Below are 24,254 nucleotides of genomic sequence, written 5' to 3'. Positions count from 1 at the left end.
CTTTTAAACAAAAAAAGTGACCCTCCAAGGGTCACTTTTTTTGTCGTATTTACTTCCAAAGACGTCTTTTCTTCATTTTATCTTCAATTTTACGATTATCAATCCTTAGAATAGCAATCATATCAAACAAGAGCCAGGTTCTTTTTGGATAGACAATGTATTTTGGAGACCAAATTGGAGAGAATTTTTCCTTGTAACGTTGGAGCCCACTAAAAGAGTAAAAACGCTGAGCAAAAATATAAACTAAATTGGCAACCTTTTCCTCTAAAAAACTATCTTCTTCAGTACCAACGTTGGCTAGGGGAGCCATTCCCATATCAAAGTACTTCTTGTCTTCTGCTTGGAAGTATTGGAAGAGTTTAACGAAGAGGTAGTCCATAATGCCTTCAGGAGCCTTCTCAAAGTCGTAACGCATAAGGTCAATGGTCGCCACCTGTTTATTTTGGGTCGGCATGATATTAGCAAATGCCACAATGTCGCCTTCTTCACTCTCAACGATAGCAATCGGTGCTTGTTGCAGATAGGCTTCATCAAAGAAACCAAGAGAGAAACCTTTCTCCTTACGACCATTAAGCCAAATATCTGAGACTGCCTTCATTTCCTGCATCTGAGTCTCCGAAAATGGAGGATTAAGTAATTTAAACTGGAAGCCTGCTTTTTCCACACGATTGGTTGGTTTACGAAACTTCTTACCATGCTTACCATCGACAGAAAATGTCGTCAAATCAACCATGGCATTTTCTCCAAATTTCATGAAGTCAAAGCCATAATCATGAAGCATAAGGGTCACACTCTCATCCGCCTCATAAAATAAAGCCTGTAAATTCCAATCAGATAAGTTTTTCAAGAAAGCTTCCCAAGCTGGACGATAATATATTTCATTACCAATAGGATTGCCCATAATCACACACTTGTTACTGGTTTGTGCAAATTGGAAAACCACCTGGTCTTGTCCATCGACACGATACCAAAAGAGGCGTTTATCATGTAAATAAGCTAGAGCACTTTCTGATGCGCCCCCATATTTCTCAAGAAGTGCTGTGAAGCGCTCATTATCCATGCTTTGACCAAAATGCTTACGAGGTGCCAAAACTCTCAAAACAACCCAAACAATGGTTGCAATGATTACCGATCCCAGTAAAATATCAAACCAAATATGAACAAAATGTCCAAGAACATCCCGGTTCCTAGGTGGCAATAAATGAGACCAAAAACCGCTACCACCCAGAACAAGAAGAACCAGAATAGTAAAGGCTAGGAAAAGGAAATCCTTAGTTTTGTCTTCCCAACTATAAACAAAGTAACGATGATACAACCGCTTTCTGATGATCAACATAAGCACCAAAGAGAGTACAATTAGGAATGACATGGCCCAAGAAATACCATTGAGATTGACATAAATTAAAGCCAAGACAAAGGTTACCAAGGAGGCAATGAAAGCTCCCTTAACCCGACGTCTGATCAGACGAGCCATGAAAACAAAGAGGGTTCCAAATAAAATACTCGGAAACTGCCAGATCAACTGTTCCTGAATAGGATCGAAACGGTTAATAAAGTAAACATTTGCCAAGCGTTCTGGGATTAGGGCAGATAAAATCAAGAAGATTCCTAAAAAACGTAACAAATAAACAAGGATACGATGGAAACTTCCACCAAATACTCGTGAAGGAATCTTGAAGTATTTCTCATTGATGTGGCCTCCCATGTGTTTGAAAAAGAAGACAACACCTAATAAAAATGGAATGATGTAGTAGGTTAGACGAAAGAGCAATAGTAGGCTGACCGCTAGAGCATTACTAACCCCCATAGACGTCAGACCGGTAATCACAATCAAATCGAAACTACCAATCCCGCCCGGAATCATAGAGAAGATACCAATAATAACCGCTAGGAAATAAAGAGGAATCAGATTATAAAGAGGAACATGCAAGCCCATTAAATAAGCCACACTTACAAAGCTCCCAAGGGCCGTTCCCCATTCAGCTGTCGAAGCTAAAAGAAGACTTAGTCTCGTTTTCAACGGCACTTGCCCAAAATAGGTTAACTTTTCACGACTAGAAACAAAGAAAATAAAAGGCAGATAAAGGAAAATACCCAATAAGAGTAACCAATATTTTCTTAAGTCTGGACTTAGAGGGAAGAACCAAAAGACAGCGAATACCAAACCACTTAAAAGGGATAGGCCCGACATAAAGTAAGGCAATAAACGTGATAGTGCCTTAACACCAGACTTCTCCTGCCCATCTTCAGAATAAAAGGAATACCTCAACCCCACGTCGACTAAACCGGCAAAACCAGCCAAGTTATTAATGGTATTGACAGCCCAACTCGTTTCTAGTATATAGGATTTGGAAAAATCCGTCTCTAACTCCCTATTCAAGATAAGGTCATAAAAGAGCATAGGTGACACAGCAACTAAACCTATCACTACCATCAAAGCAAGATGCCAAATTGACAGACCTGATAAAGCTGATTCTAGCGATTCTAAAGTGATCGTTCGTTTCAAACGAACCAACTCTACAACAACAAGAACCGTAATAGAAATAAAGAAGATAGATTTAACGGCAGTTTTTAAAGGTTGAAGTCTCTCTATAAGTCGCTTCATGCCACCACCTCTTTTCGACTAATTCTAACTAACTCACGGATCATTTGATTAAAAACCTTATATTTTCGTTGAGCTAGACGATGCCCCTGTCTCCGTTCAACATATAGCTTATGAATTGGAAAAAGGTCCGAAATATCCCTTGAATGACTAATACTAATGACATCTCTTTGTCCCATAACTACCCAAACAGGATAGGATGCTTGATGTAGTCGTTCCCTATCCAGTGGCAAATCATGTAGCATGAGCTCCGTTATCTGAGCCATGATGTCCATTTTAGATGAAAATGGCGATAAGGCTTTTAGGCAATAATACTGTATATAAACCAGAAATCTTGAGCGTCTGGTCAATCCTTTAAAGGTCATATTCCCTGCATTAAGCAAGAGCCCTGCAATCCGGTCAGGAAAGCGACTGGCATAAACCATAGCTAGATTAGCCCCATCACTGTGACCAACAAACAAAGCCTTTTTGATATTTAAAAATTGCAAAATTTCCTCCAAATCGGCAGCCATCTGTTCAAAGGTCATCTTAGCACTCTGACGACTGGATCTGCCATGATTACGACTATCAATGAAAATTAAACGATAGTCTCGATATAGAATTCCTTGCTTACCAAAGTAGTTTCCTGATAAATTATTGCCATGCAAGAAGACAATTGGAAAGCCTTTACCAAGGTCACGATAATAGATGATTTGACCATCTTTCACTTTGAATTCCATAATATTACCTACCTTTTCACTAACGTATTCTTATACGATGATTAGTCTTATAAGGCATTGGGTCCGATACCATAAAACAAAGTGCTCAAACCCTCTCATTCCATTATAACACTTCCATTTAGCAAAACTCAGAATATTAGTACATTTTCTGCAAAAAAAGAAAAAACCTTTTCAGGTTTCTCCTATTAAAATATAGAAAGGTTTCCATATTTCTTTAACTTTCCAACTGTTCCGAAAGGTCACTCCACTCTTCCATCAGAGCCTCTTGATTGACTGACAAGTCATCTAGTTCTTTCTGCAAGTCAGACAATTCCGCCACATCATTGGTTTCAAGCATGGCAACAGAGATTTTCCCCAAGCGTTCTTCGATGGTTTCTAATTCATTTTCGATTTGCTCAATACGTCGGCTTAGTTTACGGATCTCTTTTTGACTAGCTTTTTGAGCTTGATAATCACTAGCACCCGCTGAAGCTACTTGGGTCTCCTCTGGCCCTTGATTTTCTTCCGCTTCAAGTCGTGCTAATTCTTCAAGCTCCGCCTTTTTCTCAAGGTAGTAATCATAATCCCCAAGATAAATGGTTGCCCCCTCCTCAGAGATTTCCATCACTTTTGTTGCCACACGGTTGATAAAGTAACGGTCGTGGCTGACAAAGAGAAGCGTTCCATCAAAGTCAATAAGGGCATTTTCCAAGACTTCCTTACTATCAATGTCCAAGTGGTTGGTCGGCTCATCTAGGATGAGGAAGTTGTTGTTTTCCATTGACAATTTGGCTAGGAGCAGACGAGCCTTCTCACCACCAGAAAGCATGGAAACAGACTTTTTGACATCGTCACCTGAGAAGAGAAAGGCTCCCAAACGGTTACGAATCTCAACTTCAGGAGTTGTCGCAAAATCATTCCACAACTCATCAAGAACAGTGTTTGACGGTGTCAAGGCAGATTGGGTTTGGTCATAGTAACCCACTTCAACATTGGCACCATAAGTTGATGTTCCCTTGATAAATGGCAGTTTACCGACTACCGACTTGATAAAGGTTGTTTTTCCAATACCATTAGGTCCCACAATGGCAATGGCATCCATCTTCTTAACATCCAGAGAAATAGGCTCTGAGAGAATCTCGTCGTCATAACCAATAGCAGCATCCCTCACAGTCAAGACTACATTTCCAGAGACCTTGTCCGCATGGAAAGTCATATTAGCTGACTTTTGACCTTCTGTTGGCTTATCCAGACGTTCCATTTTCTCAAGCTGTTTACGACGGGCTTGGGCACGCTTAGTTGTAGAGGCACGAACAATATTACGATTAACAAAGTCCTCCAGCTTAGCAATTTCCTTTTGTTGCTTTTCGAAGTTCTTTACTTCAGTGGCCAACTTTTCAGCCTTAAGGTCCATGAATTTTGAATAATTTCCGACATAACGATCTAAACTATGTTTAGTCAAATCTAGGGTTACTGTTGCTACCTTATCCAAAAAATACCGGTCGTGACTGACAATGATTAGAGCCCCCTGATAATTAACCAAGTAATTCTCCAACCAAGCAATGGTTTCGATATCCAAGTGGTTGGTCGGTTCATCCAGTACCAAGAGTTCAGGCTTCTCAAGCAGCATTTTCGCCAAAGCTAAGCGCGTGTTTTGCCCTCCAGAAAGTTCTGAAATGGACATCTCCCACATGCTTTCATCAAACTTAAAACCATTGAGAATAGCTTTGATGTCAGATTCATAGGTAAAACCACCACGCTGTCTGAAATCCTCGGAAAGGCGATCGTAGTCAGTCATTAACTTGTCCAAGTCTGCCCCAGTCAAGTCAGCCATCTTCATTTCCATGTCACGCAAACGGTTTTCATCTGCACGTAGATCTGCAAAGACATTCAACATTTCCGCATAGATGGTCTTACTAGACTCAAAACGACTATCCTGAGCCAAGTAAGACAGGTTCAAATCACGTTTGGTGTTGATGTCACCACTTGTCGGTGCTTCCTCTCCAACCAAGATTTTCAACAAGGTTGATTTTCCAGCACCGTTACGGCCAACCAAGGCAATACGATCACGTTCATCTACCTGAATATTAATATTATCAAAGAGCACATCTCCTGAGAAAGAGCGCTCAATTTTATTTCCTTGTAAAATAATCATAACGTTTCAATTATACCAAAAAAGCCAAGCTCCTGCTTAGGCTTTCTTACTTTCTTCTAGAATGCTAGCTACCTTAGTATTAATCAAATCGATTGCAACAGTATTTGTGACACCTTCAGGAATCACCACATCCGCATAGCGTTTGGTTGGCTCAATAAACTGATGATACATAGGTTTGACCACACTGATATACTGCTCGATAATACTATCTAAGCTACGACCACGCTCTTCCATATCACGCTTAATACGGCGGATAATACGGATGTCATCATCAGTATCTACAAAGAGCTTGATATCCATCAAATCACGCAAACGTTTATCTTCAAGTACCAAAATCCCTTCAACGATAAAAACATCCTGAGGTTCCTGACGATAGGTCTTATCACTACGAGTGTGTTGCGTGTAATCATAAATCGGAATATCTACTGGACGCCCAGCAATCAGCTCATTGATATGCTCAATCATAAGATCTGTATCAAAAGCAAAAGGATGGTCATAGTTAGTTGACACACGCTCTTCAAAAGTCAAATGTGACTGATCCTTATAATAAGAATCATGCTCAATCATGGCAATTTTCTCATCTGGAAAATTTGATAGAATGGCACGAGAAACACTGGTCTTACCACCACCAGAGCCACCCGTAACCCCAATAATAATCGGTTTTTTAGGCATGGTAAATTCCTATCTAATATAGTCTTTCGTATCTATTCTACACTAAATCATGATATAATAAAAGCAAATCCATATAGAAAATGAGACTTTTATATTTATGTTTAAAAACTTTCCTGAACAATGGCAAAACCTTCTTAAAGAAAAAGGAATCACGACAGAAACCTCCATTCAAAAAGAACTATTTACACCAATTACTGAAGGGGACAATATCTTAGGTATCAGTCCAACTGGAACAGGTAAGACCCTAGCCTACCTTCTCCCACTTCTTCTCTCTCTTAAGCCAAAAAAAGCTCAGCAACTGCTTATTCTAGCACCTAACTCTGAACTTGCTGGACAAATTTTTGATGTAACCAAACAATGGGCTGAACCACTAGGACTCACTGCTCAACTCTTCCTTTCTGGCTCTAGTCAAAAACGACAAATTGAACGTCTGAAAAAAGGACCAGAGATTCTTATTGGAACTCCTGGTCGTGTCTTTGAGTTGATTAAACTCAAAAAAATCAAAATGATGAACGTCAATACCATTGTTCTCGATGAATTTGACGAGCTTCTCAGTGATAGCCAATATCACTTCGTCACAAAAATCAGCCACCATGTCCCTCGCGACCACCAAATGATCTACATTTCAGCAACCAACAAAATTGACAGTCAAGATCTTGTAGAAAATACTATCGTTTATGACTTATCTGATCAGGAACTAGACACCATCAAACATTATTACATCAGCGTTGATAAACGTAACCGTGTCGAACTTCTTCGTAAGTTCTCCAATATTCCTGACTTCCGTGGCCTTGTCTTTTTCAATAGTCTTTCTGATCTTGGTGCTACTGAAGAACGTCTCCAATTTAACAGAGCTTCAGCGGTATCATTGGCTAGTGACATCAACGTTAAATTCCGTAAGGTTATCTTGGAAAAATTTAAAAATCACGAGATTTCACTCTTATTAGGGACTGATCTCTTAGCACGTGGTATTGATATTGAAAACCTTGAAGTGGTCATCAACTTTGATATTCCTCGAGACCGTGAAGCCTACACTCACCGTTCAGGACGTACTGGCCGTATGGGAAATGAAGGTAGGGTGATTAGCTTGGTAACCCATCCAGAAGATCTCAAAAAACTTAAAAAATTCGCCAAAGTTTCAGAACTGGTTCTGAAAAATCAAGAACTTCACGAAAAATAAGGCATGACAAAAGCACTTCAGAATCAACTGAAGTGCTTTTAACATATACAGATTAAGCTTTTTTACCAAAGTCCTCAATCATTTGTTCCATTTCCTCACGACTTGGAGTAGTCAACATATAGAGGTAGTCACCCTGTAACTCTGCAAAGGCAGCTGGCATGATTTTCTTAACTTTGAGTTGTTTACGATACTTGTCGAAAAGTTCTTCCTCTGAATAAGCATAATGAGAACTTGCACGACGTGAAGTCGCCAAACAATAAAGTGGTTCAAAGTGAGATCCAGGGAATGGATCACCAGCAACGATATCTGCATAGCCCTTGTACAAATCGATAGAATGGGCATAGTTATATACATCAATCGTGAAACCACCTGCTGGTCGATTGTTGTACTCAATAGCAATATAATCATCACCATCACGGAAAAATTCAATATGGAAGAAACGTTCCTTCATACCAAATTCTTTGACAATGGCTTCACCATACTTACGCAATTTAGGATCCATTTCCTTAAGAACATAGTAAGAATTATCCATCTTGTAAATCATCAAGTCAAGTGGAGTGTGAGCATAATCAAAGGTAGTTGAAAATACAATATTACCATCTCTATCAACCAAACCATCGAAAGTACAGATTTCACTTGAATTTACAAATTTTTCAAAGAAATAAACGGTTTCACGGTCCCACTCAGCTTTGAAGTGATTGATATCATCTTCTGTTTCGAGTTTGAAAGTTGCAGCTGCACCAACCCCGTTATCTGGCTTAGCAATCATTGGAAGACCGATTTCTTGTACGGCTTTATCCACATCTTCATTAGTTTTAATGACAGCACCAGGTACAACTGGAACTCCAGCTTTTTGGAAGAGCTTTTTCATTTCAGACTTAAATTTGGTCTTCTTAAGATCTTCTGGCTTAGCACCAAAAACATTAAACTGTTCACGAAGAGCTGCATCCAATTCCAACCAGTATTCATTATGAGATTCGATACGATCGATTGGTCCATGTTTATAGAAGAGAAAGGCTACCGCACGTTTCACTTCTTCCAAGTTTTCCAAATTATCCACACGGAAATACTCAGTCAAAGCATCTTTCAAAGATTGATCCAACTGTTCATAAGGCTCTTGACCAATACCAAGAACTGTGATTCCCTTATTAGCAAGTTCGACTGTAAACTGTTGGAAGTTTTGTGGATAGTATGGTGAAATAACAAGATAATTCATTAGTGATTCCTCTTTGATAGTTATTTAGATAGTTTAGATACAATATTATAGATTCATGTTATCAAGGAAATAAGGCATTTGTTTGCGCCACCATTCCCAATCGTGAGCAACATCGTGGCCCCACTCAGAGAACCAAGCTGAAATATTCTTTTGTTCAAAAGCTTCCTTAAGTTTGTAATAAGAAGGAAGACCATCTTGTTCCCAGGCACCAAGACCTGTACACACAACAATTTCAGCTTGACGATAACGATCAATAAACCAACCATCGTTTTGATTCCAAATATAATCTGATGGTGAATTTTGGTAAATAGCCTCATCTCCTCCAAACTCTCCAACAAAGAAACGAGCATCATAAACACCACTAAGTGCCACTACTTTATTGAAAACATCAGGATGTTGTAAGAAGAAATTAAGAGCATGATAAGCACCCATTGAACAACCTGTTGTCATCATTGGATCAAACCAACCAGTTTTATGTTTGATAAATGGAATAGCTTCTTCAATTACATAACGTTCATAAGCACGATGCATTTCAGCACGATCGTGTGGATTTTTCCAATCGCAAAGCCAACTTTCACTATCTACACTTGAAAGTGTAAAGAATTGTAAGCGTCCTTCTTCAATAAAACGTGCACAGGCATCAATCATACCAAAATCATAGTATTCGTTATGGCTACCACCTGATGAGGCAAAAACCACAATAGGGATACCAGCGTGCCCATAACGGTTAACATACATTTCACGATTAAGCTGACCACTCCAGTGGCTAAGATGTTCGGTATTCATATTTTAATTCCTTTTCCTTTATTACAATTTAAATAGTTATGGCAAGGATGACTATTCCCAGTTTTCAGCGAAAAAGCGAAGACAGTCAGGTAGATTCTCGGCCCAGGCCTCCTCATTATGTTCAGCTCCAGATTGAATGTGAATCTTAATATTCTCCAAATCAACCCCACGATCAATCAAATCATGATAATATCTCAGAGACGAATCAATATAAGCCTGCTTAATATTACCAGCCATCAAAGTTTTGTCTGTATCATCGGCTTCTTCTGTGCCTACATAGATATAGACACGTTGATTAGCATCTAGATCTTGACGGGATATATATCGATCAAAGGCCTCCTGATGCAACCAGTTGGCTGAAGAAAATACCCCTAAACAGCCAATTTGATCCTTGTAATCAAGCCCCATAAACTGAGTGATATTACCACCAAGTGAAGATCCAATCATGGCAGTATGTTGTCGGTCTGGAAGTGTGCGGTATTCCTTATCAATAAAGGGTTTTACCACATCCATAATGAACTCAGCATACTCTACGCCCTTACCGCCAAACTGCATACCTGGGATATTAGATTCTTGGTACTTCCATGCAGAATACTCGTTCATACGGTCAGGACCATCATTATCAATGGCTACAACAATCATACGCGAAATATCAGGGTTACGCTTGATTGTTGGGATAATCTTCCAAGAATAGCCAGAAAATGACTCCTTACTATAAAGAACATTCTGACCATCATGAAAATACACGACAGGGTAGGAACGATCTGTATCTGTTTCATAGTTTTTAGGTAGAAGAACACGCACACGACGAAGTTTACCAGTGTAAGGCACTTCTAACTCATGCGTCTTCATCACCAAATAAAAATAAGATTTATTCATTGTCAGAAAACTCACTCTATTCAAAATTTTATTCTATTATACCAAATTTTTACAAAAAAAGAGCCTTATAACTAAGGCCCTCTTTACTTTTTACAATTATTAACTGACTTAACGCTTAGTAGTTTGTAACATCAAATACTGTTGATTTCACACGAGTCATAGCTTCGATAGAGTATTTCACACCCTGAGTTCCGGCACCAGATCCTTTAACACCAAGGAATGGGAAGTTATCTGTACCACGTTGTGTTTTATTGTTGATGTGAACTGTACCAACTTCAAGTTGCTCAGCAATTGCGAATGCACGTGGGTAGTCTTGTGTGAAGACAGCACCTTGAAGTCCAAATTCAGATTCGTTAGAAATCTTGATTGCTTCTTCAACTGAAGATACACGGATGAATGGCAATACTGGACCAAATGGTTCTTCCCAAGCAAGACGCATATCAGTTGTTACATGGTCAAAGACTACTGGGTAAATAAGGTTACCTTCACGTTTCAATTCAGTTTTAGCAGTAGCACCTTGTTCAACTGCATCATCAATCAAACCTTGTACGAAGTCAGCTGCTTTTGTATCGATAAGTGGTGTAACGCTTGCGCTTTCTTCAGGCATACCAACAGTGATATTACCTACCAAAGCAGTTACTTTTTCTACCAATTCATCTGCAACGCTATCCATTACAAGGACACGTTTGATAGCTGTACAACGTTGACCTGAATAGTCAAAGGCACCAGCCACAATGTTTTTAGCAGTCAAGTCAAGATCAGCATCTTCAAGAACGATAGCGGCATCTTTACCACCAAGTTCAAGCATGATTGGACGCATTGCTGCCAAACGACCGATGTTTTCACCGACTGGAGTCGAACCTGTAAAGTTGATAAAGTCAACTGCTTTGTGTTCAACGATGTAATCACCAATAACTGAACCACGTCCTGTGATAGAGTTCAAGACACCAGCAGGGATACCAGCTTCAACGAACGCTTCTACCAAAAGAAGCCCTGAGATAGAACCTTGTGTTGGTGGTTTGAAGGCAACAACGTCACCAGCGATCAAGGCAGGAGCAATTTTAGAACCAGCCAAGTTTACTGGGTAGTTAAATGGTGAGATAGCAAGTACAAGACCTACTGGTTCGCGACGAACAACAGCAATTTTTTTCTTGCTACCAGCATCAAAAGCACCACCTTCAAGTACTTCACCTTCCAAACGCAAACCTTCTTCAGCTGCATAGTGGATAATTTCAGCAGTACGAACAACTTCACCAATTGCAGATTTCAAACCTTTTGAAATTTCTTTAGAAAGAACTTGTCCAATTTTTTCTGCATCACGTTCCAAGATATCAGCTGCTTTATGAAGATAAGCTGCACGTTCAGCATATGAAAGCGCACGCCATGCTGGGAGTGCTGCTTTAGCTGCTGCGTAGACTTCGTCTACTTCAGCTTGGCTCATAGCTGGAACTGACCCAAGTTCCTCACCGTTTGCAGGTGCGTAGATAGTAATTGAATTTTCAGATGTTTTCCACTCACCATTGACATAGTTTTTGTATTGTTTAGCCAAGATAGTAACTCCTTTTATCTATTATAAGACCTATTTTATCACTTTTTTAGAAATATTCCAACATTTAAATGAGAATTATTCAGAAAATTTTGACAAAAAATACTAAAAATTATTAACCTAGGTTAGCCGTATTTTACTCCTAACTAAAGAATGAGTCAATTATTTTGTCTCTGTTTAGATATAAAAAAAGTGAAAGCTCAAGCCTCCACTTTTTTTGATTAATCTACGTTAACATATTCTTTTGAAAGTTCAAGAACTTCTTCCATTGTTGAACATTCAGTAAGGGCACGGTTAGCGTATTCTTCCATTTTAGCTGTGTCAAGTTTCTTCATCAAGCTACGTGTACGAAGGACAGATGTCGCTGACATTGAGAACTCATCCAAGCCCATTCCGACAAGAAGTGGAACAGCAGTTTGGTCACCGGCCATTTCACCACACATACCAGCCCATTTACCTTCAGCGTGAGCCGCCTTAATAACGTTGTTAATCAAGCGAAGGATTGATGGGTTATATGGTTGGTAAAGGTATGAAACTTGTTCATTCATACGGTCAGCAGCCATAGTGTATTGGATAAGGTCGTTTGTACCAATTGAGAAGAAATCAACTTCCTTAGCAAATTGATCAGCAAGCATTGCTGCAGCTGGGATTTCAATCATGATACCTACTTCGATGTCGTCTGCAACGGCAACACCTTCAGCAACTAATTTAGCTTTTTCTTCTTCAAGAATACCTTTAGCAGTACGGAACTCAGTCAACAAAGCAACCATTGGGAACATAATACGCAATTTACCGTGAACAGATGCACGAAGCAAGGCACGTAATTGAGTACGGAACATTTGGTTACCAGTTTCAGAGATAGAAATACGTAATGCACGGTAACCCAAGAATGGATTCATTTCTTTAGGAAGGTCAAAGTAAGGAAGTTCTTTATCCCCACCGATGTCCATTGTACGAACAACAACAGGTTTACCATTCATACCTTCAAGAACTGCTTTATATGCTTCATATTGGTCTTCTTCAGTTGGGAAGTCTTGAGAATCCATATACAAGAATTCTGTACGATAAAGACCAACTGCTTCTGCACCATTATCGTTAACACCTTCAACGTCTTTAGGTGTACCGATGTTTGCTGCTAACTCGAAGTGTTTTCCATCAGCAGTAACTGTTTGAGCATCTTTAAGTTGAGCCCATTCTGCCTTTTGTTTAGCGTAAGCTTCACCAGCCGCCTTAAACTCAGCAATTTGTTCTTCAGTTGGATTAATAACAACTTCACCAGTAATACCTGAAACCGCTAAAATGTCACCATCTTTAACAAGTTCAGTTATGTTGTTTGTTCCAAGAACTGCTGCGATTTCAAGTGTACGAGCCATAATTGCAGAGTGACTAGTACGTCCACCGATATTAGTAACAAAAGCTTTTACAAATTTTTTGTTCAACTGAGCTGTATCAGATGGAGTCAAGTCATGAGCAACAACGATTGATTCTTCATCGATTGTTGCTGGATTTGGCAATTTCTTACCAAGCAAGTTTGCAAGCACACGTTTAGTAACGTCACGAATATCCGCTGCACGTTCTTGCATGTATGGGTTATCTTCCATACCTTCAAAGATCGCGATAAACATGTTAGTTACTTCTGTCAAAGCAGCTTCGGCATTGACTTGTTTAGCACGGATAGTTTCTTTGATTTGACCAGTCATTTCTGGGTCAGCAAGGACCATCAAATGAGCATCAAAAACGGCTGCGGCCTCTTCACCAAGGCTTTCAACTGCTTTTTCACGGATAACAGAAAGCTCGTCTTGCGACGCCGCTAGAGCAGCATCTAGACGAGCCTCTTCTGCACTTGTATCTTCAACTGTAACAGTTTCAAATGACAAGTCCGGTTGAACAAGCAGATATGCCTTAGCAACTGCAACACCATCAGATGCCGCGATTCCTTTAAGCATTTCTGTCATATTTTTATGCCAATCCTTCTTTTGTCATTGTTTCTGCGATTGCTGAGATTGCATCATCAGCGTCAGCACCTTCTGCAGAAATAGTTACGTCAGCACCTTGACCAACACCAAGACTCATAACACCCATGATAGATTTAAGGTTAACTGCTTTACCTTTATAGTCAAGAGTGATATCTGAAGCAAATTTACTTGCTGTTTGAACAAGCAAAGTAGCTGGACGTGCGTGAATACCAGTTTCTGCAACAATGTGGAAATCTTTAGAAGCCATAATGGACTCTCCTTCTTAATTTGGAATATTTGAGTTATCAATGATAACCCTTACAATTTAGAATTATAACATAGCTGTTTGATATTATCAAGGTTAAAACGCACTTTCTACAAGTTTTTCAAAAGACTGTCTCTCATTTTACTGCTCATTTTCATTTTTTAAAACATAAGCAAATACTAGTCTTTAGTTATTTACAACATTTTCAGAAAATGTCTTTCATAGTGTTTTCAACCATTAATTTTCATTTTTGAGCAAAAACAATCACATAATTGAAAGAATTTGATTACTAAAAGCACTCGTTGAATATTCTTGTTTCCCAAATGCTAAGTCAGCTGTAAAGATATCATCTTTAAATGTCTCCTCAATAGCACTTTTAATCAGTTGAGCTGCTTCAGACCAACCGATATATTCTAGAAGCATGCAGCCAGATAATAGAACTGAGCAAGGATTAGCCTTATCTTGATTCGCAATATCCGGAGCTGTTCCATGTGTTGCTTCAAAAATTGCATGACCTGTTTGATAGTTAATATTGGCTCCAGGGGAGATTCCGATACCACCAACCTGAGCAGCTAGTGCATCACTGGCATAATCACCATTCAAGTTGGTTAATGCAACAACATCAAATTTTTCTGGATTCAAAAGAATCTGTTGTAAAAAGTTATCCGCGATTATATCGTTAATCTCTAAACGACCATCCATCAATTCTTCTTTATAGTCTTCCTGAGCCACTTCATAACCCCATTTACGGAAGCCACCTTCTGTGAATTTTTGAATATTCCCTTTATGAACCAATGTCACTTTCTTTAGATTGTTTTTGAGAGCATAGTCGATAGCCGAGCGAATGAGTCGTTTACTTCCTTCTATTGAAATTGGCTTGATTCCGATACTACTTGATTCTGGGAAGCGAATTTTACTAACATTCATCTCTGTCTGGAGAAACTCAATCACGCGCTTGACATCTGTCGTTCCTGCTTCCCATTCAATTCCCGCATAAATATCCTCAGTATTCTCACGGAAGATAGTAATATTTGTTTTTTCAGGTTCTTTAAGTGGACTTGCTACTCCGTCAAAGTAACGAACAGGTCTAACACAAGCGTAGAGATCAAGTTCTTGACGTAAAGCTACATTTAAAGAACGAATACCACCACCTACTGGCGTCTCAAGCGGTCCCTTAATAGCTACTAAACTTTCTCGAATAGCCTCCAAGGTTTCTTTCGGCAACCACTCGCCTGTTTTGTCATAAGCCTTCTTACCGGCTAGAAGCTCTTGCCACTCAATATGACGATTTCCTTCATAGGCTACTTCTACTGCTTTATCAAAGATTGCTTGGGCATTCTTCCAGATATCATGTCCAACACCATCCCCTTCAATAAAAGGGATAATTGGATGATCAGAAACTTGAAGCTGTCCATTTTTCATTACGATTTTTTCTGCCATATAGCTTTCCTCCCTAGCGTTTTTCTAAAGGAATATACGTCATATTTTCTTGTCCGATGTACTGCGAGCGTGGACGAATCAATTTGTTATTTTTTTGTTGCTCTTGAATATGAGCAATCCAGCCGGCAACCCGACTCATAGCAAAGATGAGTGTAAAGATATCACTATCAATTCCTAGAGTATGATATACAGTGGCTGAATAGAAGTCCACATTGGGAATTAATCCCTTCTTTTCTTTCATGAACTCTTCAATTTCTTGAGACATATTAAAGAATTCTTCATTCTCAGTACCCTCTGTCAACTTTTTAGCCATATCTCTTAAGAAAATTTCACGAGGATCCTGTTTCTTGTATACACGGTGTCCAAATCCCATAACTTTCTCTTTAGAGTCAAGCTTTTCCTGCAAGTAAGCATTAACATCACCGGATTCACGGATTTCTTTAAGCATATCAAAGACGCGTTCATTAGCTCCACCATGCAGGGGACCTTTTAGAGCACCAATAGCTGTTGTAACACAAGAATAGATATCTGTCAGAGTCGAGGCACAAACACGCGCTGCAAAAGTTGAAGCATTCAACTCATGGTCAGCATGTAGAATTAAGGCCTTATTCATAGCCTCAACTTCAATTTCAGAAGGTTCAACACCATTCAGCATGTAGAGAAAATTAGCCGCAAAGCCTAAATCCTTCCGTGGTTTAAGGGGCATTTTACCAGTACGTAAGCGTGCAAAAGTCGTAATAATTGTAGGCAATTTAGCCATCAATTCAATACTTTGCTGATAAATTGCCTCCATGGATCTTTCCTCAGCATCCACATTGTAAACTCCAAGAAGGGAGACTGTTGAACGTAAAACACTCATTGGGTGCAAATGTGGCCGAGATTGGATAAGAATGCATTGCTCTACAGCATCAGAAATATCATAGTTCTTACGCAACTCAGCTTCAAAATACTTGAGTTCCATTTGCGTAGGAAGATGCCCATTCCACAAGAGATAAATCACTTCCTCAAAAGACGCTTTATTATCCATAAACTCAGAAATATCATATCCTGAATACGATAAATGATCATCAATGATAGATGAAATCCTAGTATTACAGGCAATCATATCCTTAAGTCCATTAATTTCAACTGTTGTCATATTAGGCTCCCTTCAATTTTTTTCTTACAACCATTGGCAAGATACCACCATTTTTATAGTAGCGAATATCAGCATCAGCATCAAAACGAACCAGTACTTTGAAAGTTTTGGTTTGTTCAGGTGTTGAAGCTGTAACAGTGATAACATCATGAACACCTGGATTTTCTGAAAGGTCAAAGCTAAAGGTCTCATGTCCTGTCAATCCAAGACTTTCAGCATTTTCTCCTTCCATAAATTGTACCGGCAAAATTCCCATCATGACTAGATTTGAACGGTGAATACGCTCAAAACTCTCAGCAAGCACTACTTTTACACCAAGGAGATTTGCCCCTTTGGCTGCCCAGTCACGACTTGAGCCCATCCCATAATCTTTACCAGCAATTACAAGCGTATCTCGATTAGCTTCTTTATATTTCATAGCAGCATCATATATAGGAAGAATGTCACCATCATATTTAGTATATCCACCAATTTTTCCTTCTGCCAACTCATTCTTGATACGAATATTAGCAAAAGTTCCTCGCATCATGACTTCATGGTTTCCACGACGACTACCATAAGAATTAAATTCTTGGTAATCTACACCATTTTCAGACAAATAGACTGCCGCAGGACTATTTCTAGCAATATTACCAGCTGGAGAAATATGGTCTGTTGTAACCGTATCTCCAAATTTAGCCAATACCTTCAAATTATTCAATGGTTTGATGGTCAAATCATCTCCTAAAGCATCAAAGTAAGGTGGGTTTTGAATATAGGTAGACTTCTGATTCCATTTATAATTTTGTCTATGTTCAGTTGGAATCGCATTCCACTTCTCACTGTCAGAGAAGACACTAGCATATTCGTCTCGGAAAAGTTGACGGGTTACGTATTTATCAACATAAGCTTCAATTTCATCACGTGATGGCATAATATCTTCTAGATAGACAGCTTGCCCATTGTCATCAAAACCTAAAGGCTCCGTTGTCAAATCAATATTAGTATTACCAGCCAAAGCATAGGCAACAACCAATGGTGGGCTAGCCAAGAAATTTGCTTTAACAAGTGGATTAATACGCCCTTCAAAGTTACGATTTCCTGACAAAACGGCACTCGCTAGTAAGTCCTTGTCTACAATAGCTTTAGCTACCTCAGGACGTAAATCTCCCGAGTTACCAATACACGTCGTACAACCGTAACCTACCAAATTGAAGCCAAGCTTATCTAAGTAGCTTTGCAAGCCTGAAGCTTTGAGATAACCTGTAACGACTTTAGATCCAGGCGCCAAAGAGGTCTTGACTGTTGGAGAGACTTCGAGTCCCTTCTCAACAGCTTTTTTGGCTAAAAGACCGGCTGCCATAAGGACGTAAGGATTTGAGGTATTGGTACATGATGTAATCGCTGCTATGGCCACATGACCTGTTTGAATTGTTTCTGAATGATCCTCAAAATCAACTTTTGCAGTTTTTTCTAACTCTTCATTATCCAAACCAAAGCCACGCACACCTGCTTCTCGTACCACTGCATCCTGAAATTCTTGCTTAGCATCGGATAAGAGAATCAAATCCTGTGGACGTTTAGGACCTGAGATTGAAGGTTTAATGGTTGACAAATCAATTTCAACAATCTTAGTATACTTGACTTCTTTACTTGGGTCATAAAAAAGATGATTGGCTTTTGTGTAGGCTTCGGTGACCTGGATATGTTCCTCATCACGGTTAGTTAAACGCATGTAGTTAAGGGTTTCGTCATCAATAGGAAAATAACCACAAGTTGCCCCATATTCTGGTGCCATATTAGCCACTGTAGCACGATCAGCTAGAGATAGGTTCTTTAAGCCAGAACCAAAATACTCTACAAATTTACCAACAACATTTTCAGAACGAAGTACCTGAGTAACCTTGAGAGCCAAGTCTGTTGCCGTAGCAATTTTAGGCAGTTCACCTGTTAAATGTACACCAATAACCTCTGGAATAGGGAAATAGGAAGCTTCGCCTAGCATAGCTGCCTCAGCTTCAATTCCACCGACACCCCAACCCAGAACACCAATACCATTAATCATAGTTGTATGACTATCTGTACCAAACATAGAGTCAGGATATAGTAGCCCATTTTTTTCAATAATGACATCACTCAGAAATTCAATATTAACCTGGTGAATAATACCGGTAGCTGGTGGAACCGCACGGTAATTTTCAAAAGACTGTTCGGCCCATTTAAGAAATTCGTAGCGCTCATTGTTACGTTTAAATTCTAGATTGATATTATCTTCAAGCGCTGTATCACATCCATATGAATCAACTTGAACAGAGTGGTCAATAACCAAATCTACTGGAATCTCTGGATTAATAAGTTCTGCTTTACCACCATTAGACACTATAGCATCCCGCATTGAGGCCAAGTCAACGACAACAGGAACCCCTGTGAAATCTTGTAAAATGACGCGACTTGGTTTAAATGGTACTTCAGAAATTGTTGGAAAATTCGGAAATTTTATTAGATCAGAAATGTGAGATTCCTTGACATCAGCACCATCTTTTTTTCGGAGTAGACTTTCAAGTAGTATTCGAATGCTATAAGGTAGTTCTCCGACCTTGACATCATAAGATTTTGCTGCTTTTTCGAGATCATAAAAAGAGAATGTCTTACCATTTACAGTTAGATTTGAACAGTATTCTTGCATACTTGAACCTCCATTAGTTAAAAAATTTCCTTTATTCTACACTGTTTTTTTGAAAAAACAAATAGAATCGGCATTTTGATGTCATGTTTTATTACATATTCAGTCAGTTGTTGGAATTTTAGCAATTTCTATAAACAAATTTGATTTAATTTAAGAAACTAAAAAAAGCCTTTAAAACACAAGATATAGGGTTGTGTTTCAATACTAAACACAAAATATTGTATTCCCTTAAGATATTTAGCTTGATTTTTCCCAATATTTTGGGTATTCTATTAAAGTCGAAAAAGTGACTCCTAGTCACTTAAAATCTTTAAAAAAGGAGTATTTGCAATGGCAAAGATTACATTGTTTTCTAAAAACAACTGCATGCAGTGCAAAATGACTAAAAAATTCTTGGAAAAGGAAGGTGCTGATTTCGAAGAAATCAACATTGATGAACAGCCAGAAAAAATCGATTACGTAAAAAGCCTCGGTTTCACTGCTGCTCCAGTTATTGAAGCCGGTGATATCGTCTTTTCAGGTTTTCAACCGGCTAAACTTAAAGAAATCCTTTAATTATCAAGTTTTTATATAGAAAGGAACTTGTTTGCTTAGTTTAATATGTTAACCTTGATCTACCTTTAAACTAAGCCTGGTATCTGTATTATGTCTTTAAAAAATCTTGGCGATGTTTCTTACTTCCGCCTCAACAATGAAATTAACCGTCCTGTAAACGGTCAAATTCCTTTGCATAAGGATAAAGAAGCGCTTCGTGCCTTCTTCCTTGAAAACGTTAAGCCAAATTCAATGGCATTCAACAACATCACAGATAAAATTAATTATTTGATTGAGAACGATTATATCGAGTCTGAATTCATCGGTAAATACGAACCTGCTTTCATCGAAAAATTGTCTGCAGACATTCATACTCAAAAATTCCACTTTCAATCTTTCATGGCAGCCTACAAGTTCTACCAACAATATGCCCTCAAAACAAACGATGGTGAGTCTTACCTTGAAAGTATTGAAGATCGTGTTCTTTTCAATGCGCTTTACTTTGCTGATGGTGATGAAAACCTTGCTAGTGACCTTGCTAACGAAATGATTCACCAACGTTACCAACCTGCTACTCCTTCATTTCTAAATGCTGGACGTAGCCGTCGTGGTGAACTCGTGTCATGTTTCCTTATTCAAGTAACGGACGACATGAATTCTATCGGTCGTTCTATCAACTCGGCCCTCCAGCTATCACGTATTGGTGGTGGGGTAGGTATTAGCCTATCTAACCTACGTGAAGCTGGTGCTCCTATCAAAGGATATGCTGGTGCTGCTTCTGGAGTTGTCCCAGTTATGAAGCTTTTTGAAGACAGTTTCTCTTACTCAAACCAACTTGGTCAACGCCAAGGTGCTGGTGTTGTTTACCTGGATGTTTTCCACCCAGATATCCTTGCCTTCCTTTCAACTAAGAAAGAGAATGCTGATGAGAAGGTGCGTGTTAAGACACTGTCACTTGGTGTTACAGTTCCAGATAAATTCTACGAGTTGGCACGTAATAATGAAGATATGTATCTCTTCAGCCCTTACTCAGTCGAAAAAGAGTATGGTAAACCATATAACTACATTGATATTACAGCTATGTATGATGAGTTGGTTGCCAATCCCAATATTACAAAAACCAAGATTAATGCACGTGAGCTAGAAACTGAAATTTCTAAACTCCAACAAGAATCAGGTTATCCATATATTGTCAATGTTGATACAGCCAATCGACACAACCCAATTGATGGTAAGATTGTCATGTCCAACCTTTGTTCTGAAATTCTCCAAGTTCAAACACCAAGTGAACTTAACGATGCACAAGAGTTTGTCAAACTCGGTACAGATATTTCATGTAACCTTGGATCTACTAATATCCTGAACATGATGACTTCACCTGACTTTGGTCGTTCCATTAAGGCTATGACACGTGCGCTTACTTTTGTTACAGACAGCTCAAGTATTGATGCTGTTCCATCAATCAAAAATGGGAACCAACAAGCTCATACCTTTGGTTTGGGAGCTATGGGGCTTCACTCTTACCTTGCTAAACACCATATCGAGTATGGTAGCCCTGAATCTGTTGAATTCACTAATATCTACTTCATGCTTATGAACTACTGGACTTTAGTTGAATCTAACAATATTGCCCGTGAACGTCAAGAAACCTTTGTCGGCTTTGAGAATTCAAAATATGCTGACGGTTCTTACTTTGATAAATACGTTACAGGCCAATACGTTCCTAAATCTGACCGTATCAAAGAACTTTTCGAAGGCCACTTCATCCCACAAGCCAAAGATTGGGAAGAACTACGTGAACTCGTTAAGAAAGATGGTCTCTACCATCAAAACCGTTTGGCTGTTGCGCCAAATGGCTCAATCTCTTACATTAACGACTGTTCTGCTTCTATTCATCCAATCACACAACGTATTGAAGAACGTCAAGAGAAGAAAATCGGAAAAATTTACTACCCAGCCAACAGCCTTTCAACAGACACTATTCCTTTCTACACTTCAGCCTACGACATGGACATGCGTAAAGTTATCGACGTCTATGCCGCTGCGACTGAACACGTTGATCAAGGTTTGTCATTAACTCTATTCTTGCGTAGTGAGTTGCCTAAAGAAATTTACGAATGGAAAACAGAAAATAAACAAACTACTCGTGACCTTTCTATCCTTCGTAACTACGCCTTTAACAAAGGAATTAAATCAATCTACTACATCCGTACTTACACAGATGACGGTGAAGAAGTTGGCTCTAACCAGTGTGAAAGCTGTGTCATCTAAGATAGTGATTTGAGACTAGCAACTTCACTACTCTTATTTATAAAATGCATAAAAAGGTCGGTTCTCCGACTTTTTTAATAGATAAACTCAAAAAACTATATCATGATTTTTAATTATGATAAAATAGAAATGATATCAATAAAGAAAGAGGTTTCTAATGGAAACTTACTATAAAGCCATTAACTGGAATGAAATCGAAGATGCGATTGATAAATCTACCTGGGAAAAATTAACTGAACAATTTTGGTTAGATACTCGTATCCCCCTTTCAAATGACCTTGATGACTGGCGTAAACTTTCAGCTAAAGAAAAAGATTTAGTTGGAAAAGTTTTCGGCGGTTTGACCTTGCTAGATACCATGCAATCTCAAACGGGTGTTGAAGCCATTCGAGCAGACGTTCGTACACCTCATGAAGAAGCTGTCTTGAACAACATTCAGTTTATGGAATCTGTTCACGCAAAATCTTACTCTTCTATTTTCTCAACTTTGAATACTAAATCAGAAATTGAGGAAATTTTTGAGTGGACAAATAGCAACAAGTACTTGCAAACTAAAGCAAAAATCATTAATGATATCTATGAAAACGGAACGCCGCTTCAGAAAAAAGTTGCTTCAACTTATCTTGAAACCTTCCTTTTCTATTCAGGCTTCTTCACTCCACTCTATTATCTTGGTAATAACAAGCTAGCTAACGTCGCTGAAATTATTAAACTCATTATCCGTGACGAATCTGTTCACGGTACCTATATTGGCTATAAGTTCCAACTAGGATTCAACGAATTACCTGAAGAAGAGCAAGAGAGTTTCCGTGAATGGATGTATGATCTCCTCTATCAATTGTATGAAAATGAAGAACTCTACACTAAATCTCTTTATGACGGTGTTGGCTGGACTGAAGAAGTAATGACATTCCTTCGCTATAACGCCAATAAGGCATTGATGAATTTAGGACAAGATCCTCTTTTCCCAGATTCTGCTAACGATGTTAACCCAATCGTTATGAATGGTATTTCTACAGGAACATCAAACCACGATTTCTTCTCTCAAGTCGGTAATGGTTACCTTCTAGGTACTGTTGAAGCCATGCAAGACGATGATTATAACTACGGACTAAAATAAAAACTAGCTCGGGGCACTGCACCAATAAAATGAGACACAAGAAAACACTCCTGTTGAATTCTGGTAAGCTAGAAACAGGAGTGTTTTGTTATAGTCAAAAAAGTATATTCAGTAGAAACTAAGCTAGCTTGTATCAAAATGAAGAAGGTGTACTGACCCCAAAAAGTTAGACAATTAATTTAAGCAAAGGATTTGGTTCTGTATTGCACAGGACTAAGTCCTTTTAGTTTTACCTCAATGCGTTTGTTGTTGTAGTAATCAATATAGTCTACAATAACTTGTTCCAATTGCTCAAGCGACTTAAACGTCTTCTCATAACCATAAAACATCTTAGACTTCAGAATGCAAAAGAAAGCCTTCATCAGACGTTGCACTTTCTTATGATTTACTACGAAGCCACGATTTCTCAATGCGAGAGTGATGCGACGATAACCATAATTTCCCTTGTGTTCAGTAAAAATAGCTTGAATTTCAGCTTTGATAGTTTGATTATTATCCGTTTGATCCAGCTGTTTTAAGTGGTAATAATAGGTCGAACGAGCAAGCTTAACAATCTTTAGAAGACTCTATAAAGCAAACTCTGTTACCAATCCTCGAACAATTTCCGTTTTTCTCTTTGCTCTTTCTCGTCCCTCAATCGGAGTTCTCTCAACCTTTTTAGAACAGCGTTGTTCTCCGCTCTCAAGTACTCATTTTCTGCTTGAAATTGCTCTAGCTCTGTCATCTCTTCAGATTTCTTCTTTGGCTTACGTCCCATTTTAGGCGGTCTCCCTCTTCTTTTCTCAACAATAGTATACCCATTTTCTTGTATTGTGCTATCCAATTGTTAAGCAAGCCTTGATTTGAAAGGCCATAGTCCAGACAAACACTTTATTGAGAGCAACCTTCAAGCAGAACCTTATCAATCATTTCTCGTTATAATTTAGGAGAATAGTAACAATTCTTACCTTTCTTGACAATTTCTATTCCGTAACGTTCGACCAATCTCATCATATACCTTAATCTAGAAGCATCCACACCAAATCTTTTTGAAAGTTGGTTGAAGGTTTGACCTTGCTTTCTCAATTCATGTATTTGAACTCTATCTTCGTACGTTAATTTCATAATAAAAACACCCCAAGTTAGATTTTTT

The 24,254-nt window shown here is 38.8% G+C and carries 17 protein-coding genes and 1 pseudogene; 4 read left to right on the top strand and 14 right to left on the bottom strand.

What is annotated here, in order from left to right:
* Window positions 1–49: 49 nt before the first annotated feature.
* The 4 genes from mprF to udk form a co-directional block, all read right to left on the bottom strand.
* On the bottom strand, window positions 50–2,605 hold the full coding sequence (gene mprF, locus HMPREF9425_RS03740) for a bifunctional lysylphosphatidylglycerol flippase/synthetase MprF (protein WP_003096915.1): 2,556 nt from the start codon (window positions 2,603–2,605) through the stop codon (window positions 50–52).
* Window positions 2,602–3,321 (bottom strand): alpha/beta fold hydrolase, encoded by a 720-nt coding sequence (locus tag HMPREF9425_RS03735; RefSeq protein ID WP_003092532.1) that lies wholly within the window; start codon window positions 3,319–3,321, stop codon window positions 2,602–2,604. Before HMPREF9425_RS03735 ends, mprF begins: the two co-directional genes overlap by 4 nt.
* A 214-nt stretch (window positions 3,322–3,535) precedes the next feature.
* Window positions 3,536–5,455 (bottom strand): ABC-F family ATP-binding cassette domain-containing protein, encoded by a 1,920-nt coding sequence (locus HMPREF9425_RS03730; RefSeq protein WP_003096911.1) that lies wholly within the window; start codon window positions 5,453–5,455, stop codon window positions 3,536–3,538.
* 36 nt (window positions 5,456–5,491) lie between these two features.
* Window positions 5,492–6,127, bottom strand: a complete 636-nt coding sequence (udk, locus tag HMPREF9425_RS03725) for a uridine kinase (RefSeq protein WP_003092587.1) — start codon at window positions 6,125–6,127, stop codon at window positions 5,492–5,494.
* A 97-nt stretch (window positions 6,128–6,224) separates the two neighbouring features.
* On the opposite strand from udk, the gene HMPREF9425_RS03720 reads away from it, so the two are divergent.
* Window positions 6,225–7,307, top strand: coding sequence for a DEAD/DEAH box helicase (locus HMPREF9425_RS03720; protein ID WP_003096908.1), 1,083 nt, complete (start codon window positions 6,225–6,227; stop codon window positions 7,305–7,307).
* 52 nt (window positions 7,308–7,359) lie between these two features.
* Here HMPREF9425_RS03720 and HMPREF9425_RS03715 read toward each other — a convergent pair whose 3' ends face one another.
* From HMPREF9425_RS03715 to acnA, 9 genes are all read right to left on the bottom strand, one after another.
* On the bottom strand, window positions 7,360–8,523 hold the full coding sequence (locus HMPREF9425_RS03715) for an ATP-grasp domain-containing protein (RefSeq protein ID WP_003096906.1): 1,164 nt from the start codon (window positions 8,521–8,523) through the stop codon (window positions 7,360–7,362).
* A gap of 45 nt (window positions 8,524–8,568) precedes the next feature.
* Window positions 8,569–9,309, bottom strand: a complete 741-nt coding sequence (locus tag HMPREF9425_RS03710; RefSeq protein WP_003096904.1) for an esterase family protein — start codon at window positions 9,307–9,309, stop codon at window positions 8,569–8,571.
* A 51-nt stretch (window positions 9,310–9,360) separates the two neighbouring features.
* Window positions 9,361–10,188: an alpha/beta hydrolase gene (locus tag HMPREF9425_RS03705; protein WP_003096903.1), complete on the bottom strand. Its 828-nt coding sequence runs from the start codon at window positions 10,186–10,188 to the stop codon at window positions 9,361–9,363.
* Window positions 10,189–10,303: 115 nt separating this feature from the next.
* Complete coding sequence (locus HMPREF9425_RS03700) at window positions 10,304–11,737, bottom strand: NADP-dependent glyceraldehyde-3-phosphate dehydrogenase (protein ID WP_003092704.1); 1,434 nt, start codon at window positions 11,735–11,737, stop codon at window positions 10,304–10,306.
* A gap of 218 nt (window positions 11,738–11,955) precedes the next feature.
* Window positions 11,956–13,689: a phosphoenolpyruvate--protein phosphotransferase gene (gene ptsP / locus HMPREF9425_RS03695; protein WP_003092582.1), complete on the bottom strand. Its 1,734-nt coding sequence runs from the start codon at window positions 13,687–13,689 to the stop codon at window positions 11,956–11,958.
* A 4-nt stretch (window positions 13,690–13,693) separates the two neighbouring features.
* Complete coding sequence (locus HMPREF9425_RS03690) at window positions 13,694–13,957, bottom strand: phosphocarrier protein HPr (protein ID WP_003092417.1); 264 nt, start codon at window positions 13,955–13,957, stop codon at window positions 13,694–13,696.
* Window positions 13,958–14,218: 261 nt separating this feature from the next.
* Window positions 14,219–15,394: an NADP-dependent isocitrate dehydrogenase gene (icd, locus tag HMPREF9425_RS03685; protein ID WP_003093026.1), complete on the bottom strand. Its 1,176-nt coding sequence runs from the start codon at window positions 15,392–15,394 to the stop codon at window positions 14,219–14,221.
* A 13-nt stretch (window positions 15,395–15,407) separates the two neighbouring features.
* Window positions 15,408–16,532, bottom strand: coding sequence for a citrate synthase (locus HMPREF9425_RS03680; protein WP_003096900.1), 1,125 nt, complete (start codon window positions 16,530–16,532; stop codon window positions 15,408–15,410).
* Between the two features lies 1 nt (window position 16,533).
* Complete coding sequence (acnA, locus tag HMPREF9425_RS03675) at window positions 16,534–19,197, bottom strand: aconitate hydratase AcnA (protein WP_003096897.1); 2,664 nt, start codon at window positions 19,195–19,197, stop codon at window positions 16,534–16,536.
* A gap of 330 nt (window positions 19,198–19,527) precedes the next feature.
* On the opposite strand from acnA, the gene nrdH reads away from it, so the two are divergent.
* The 3 genes from nrdH to nrdF all read left to right on the top strand — a co-directional run bounded on the left by nrdH (window position 19,528) and on the right by nrdF (window position 23,122).
* Complete coding sequence (gene nrdH / locus HMPREF9425_RS03670) at window positions 19,528–19,752, top strand: glutaredoxin-like protein NrdH (RefSeq protein WP_003096895.1); 225 nt, start codon at window positions 19,528–19,530, stop codon at window positions 19,750–19,752.
* A gap of 90 nt (window positions 19,753–19,842) precedes the next feature.
* Window positions 19,843–22,002, top strand: a complete 2,160-nt coding sequence (nrdE, locus tag HMPREF9425_RS03665; protein ID WP_003096894.1) for a class 1b ribonucleoside-diphosphate reductase subunit alpha — start codon at window positions 19,843–19,845, stop codon at window positions 22,000–22,002.
* A 157-nt stretch (window positions 22,003–22,159) separates the two neighbouring features.
* Window positions 22,160–23,122 (top strand): class 1b ribonucleoside-diphosphate reductase subunit beta, encoded by a 963-nt coding sequence (gene nrdF / locus HMPREF9425_RS03660; protein WP_003092647.1) that lies wholly within the window; start codon window positions 22,160–22,162, stop codon window positions 23,120–23,122.
* A 179-nt stretch (window positions 23,123–23,301) separates the two neighbouring features.
* Here the strand turns inward: nrdF and HMPREF9425_RS09350 are convergent.
* Window positions 23,302–24,226: pseudogene (locus tag HMPREF9425_RS09350) on the bottom strand (IS3 family transposase).
* Between the last annotated feature and the right edge of the window lie 28 nt (window positions 24,227–24,254).

Origin of the sequence: Streptococcus vestibularis ATCC 49124, assembly GCF_000188295.1 — a bacterium.
Taxonomy (GTDB): domain Bacteria; phylum Bacillota; class Bacilli; order Lactobacillales; family Streptococcaceae; genus Streptococcus; species Streptococcus vestibularis.
The sequence above is the reverse complement of the archived record's forward strand: the minus strand, read 5'-3'. Positions and strand labels throughout refer to the sequence as shown.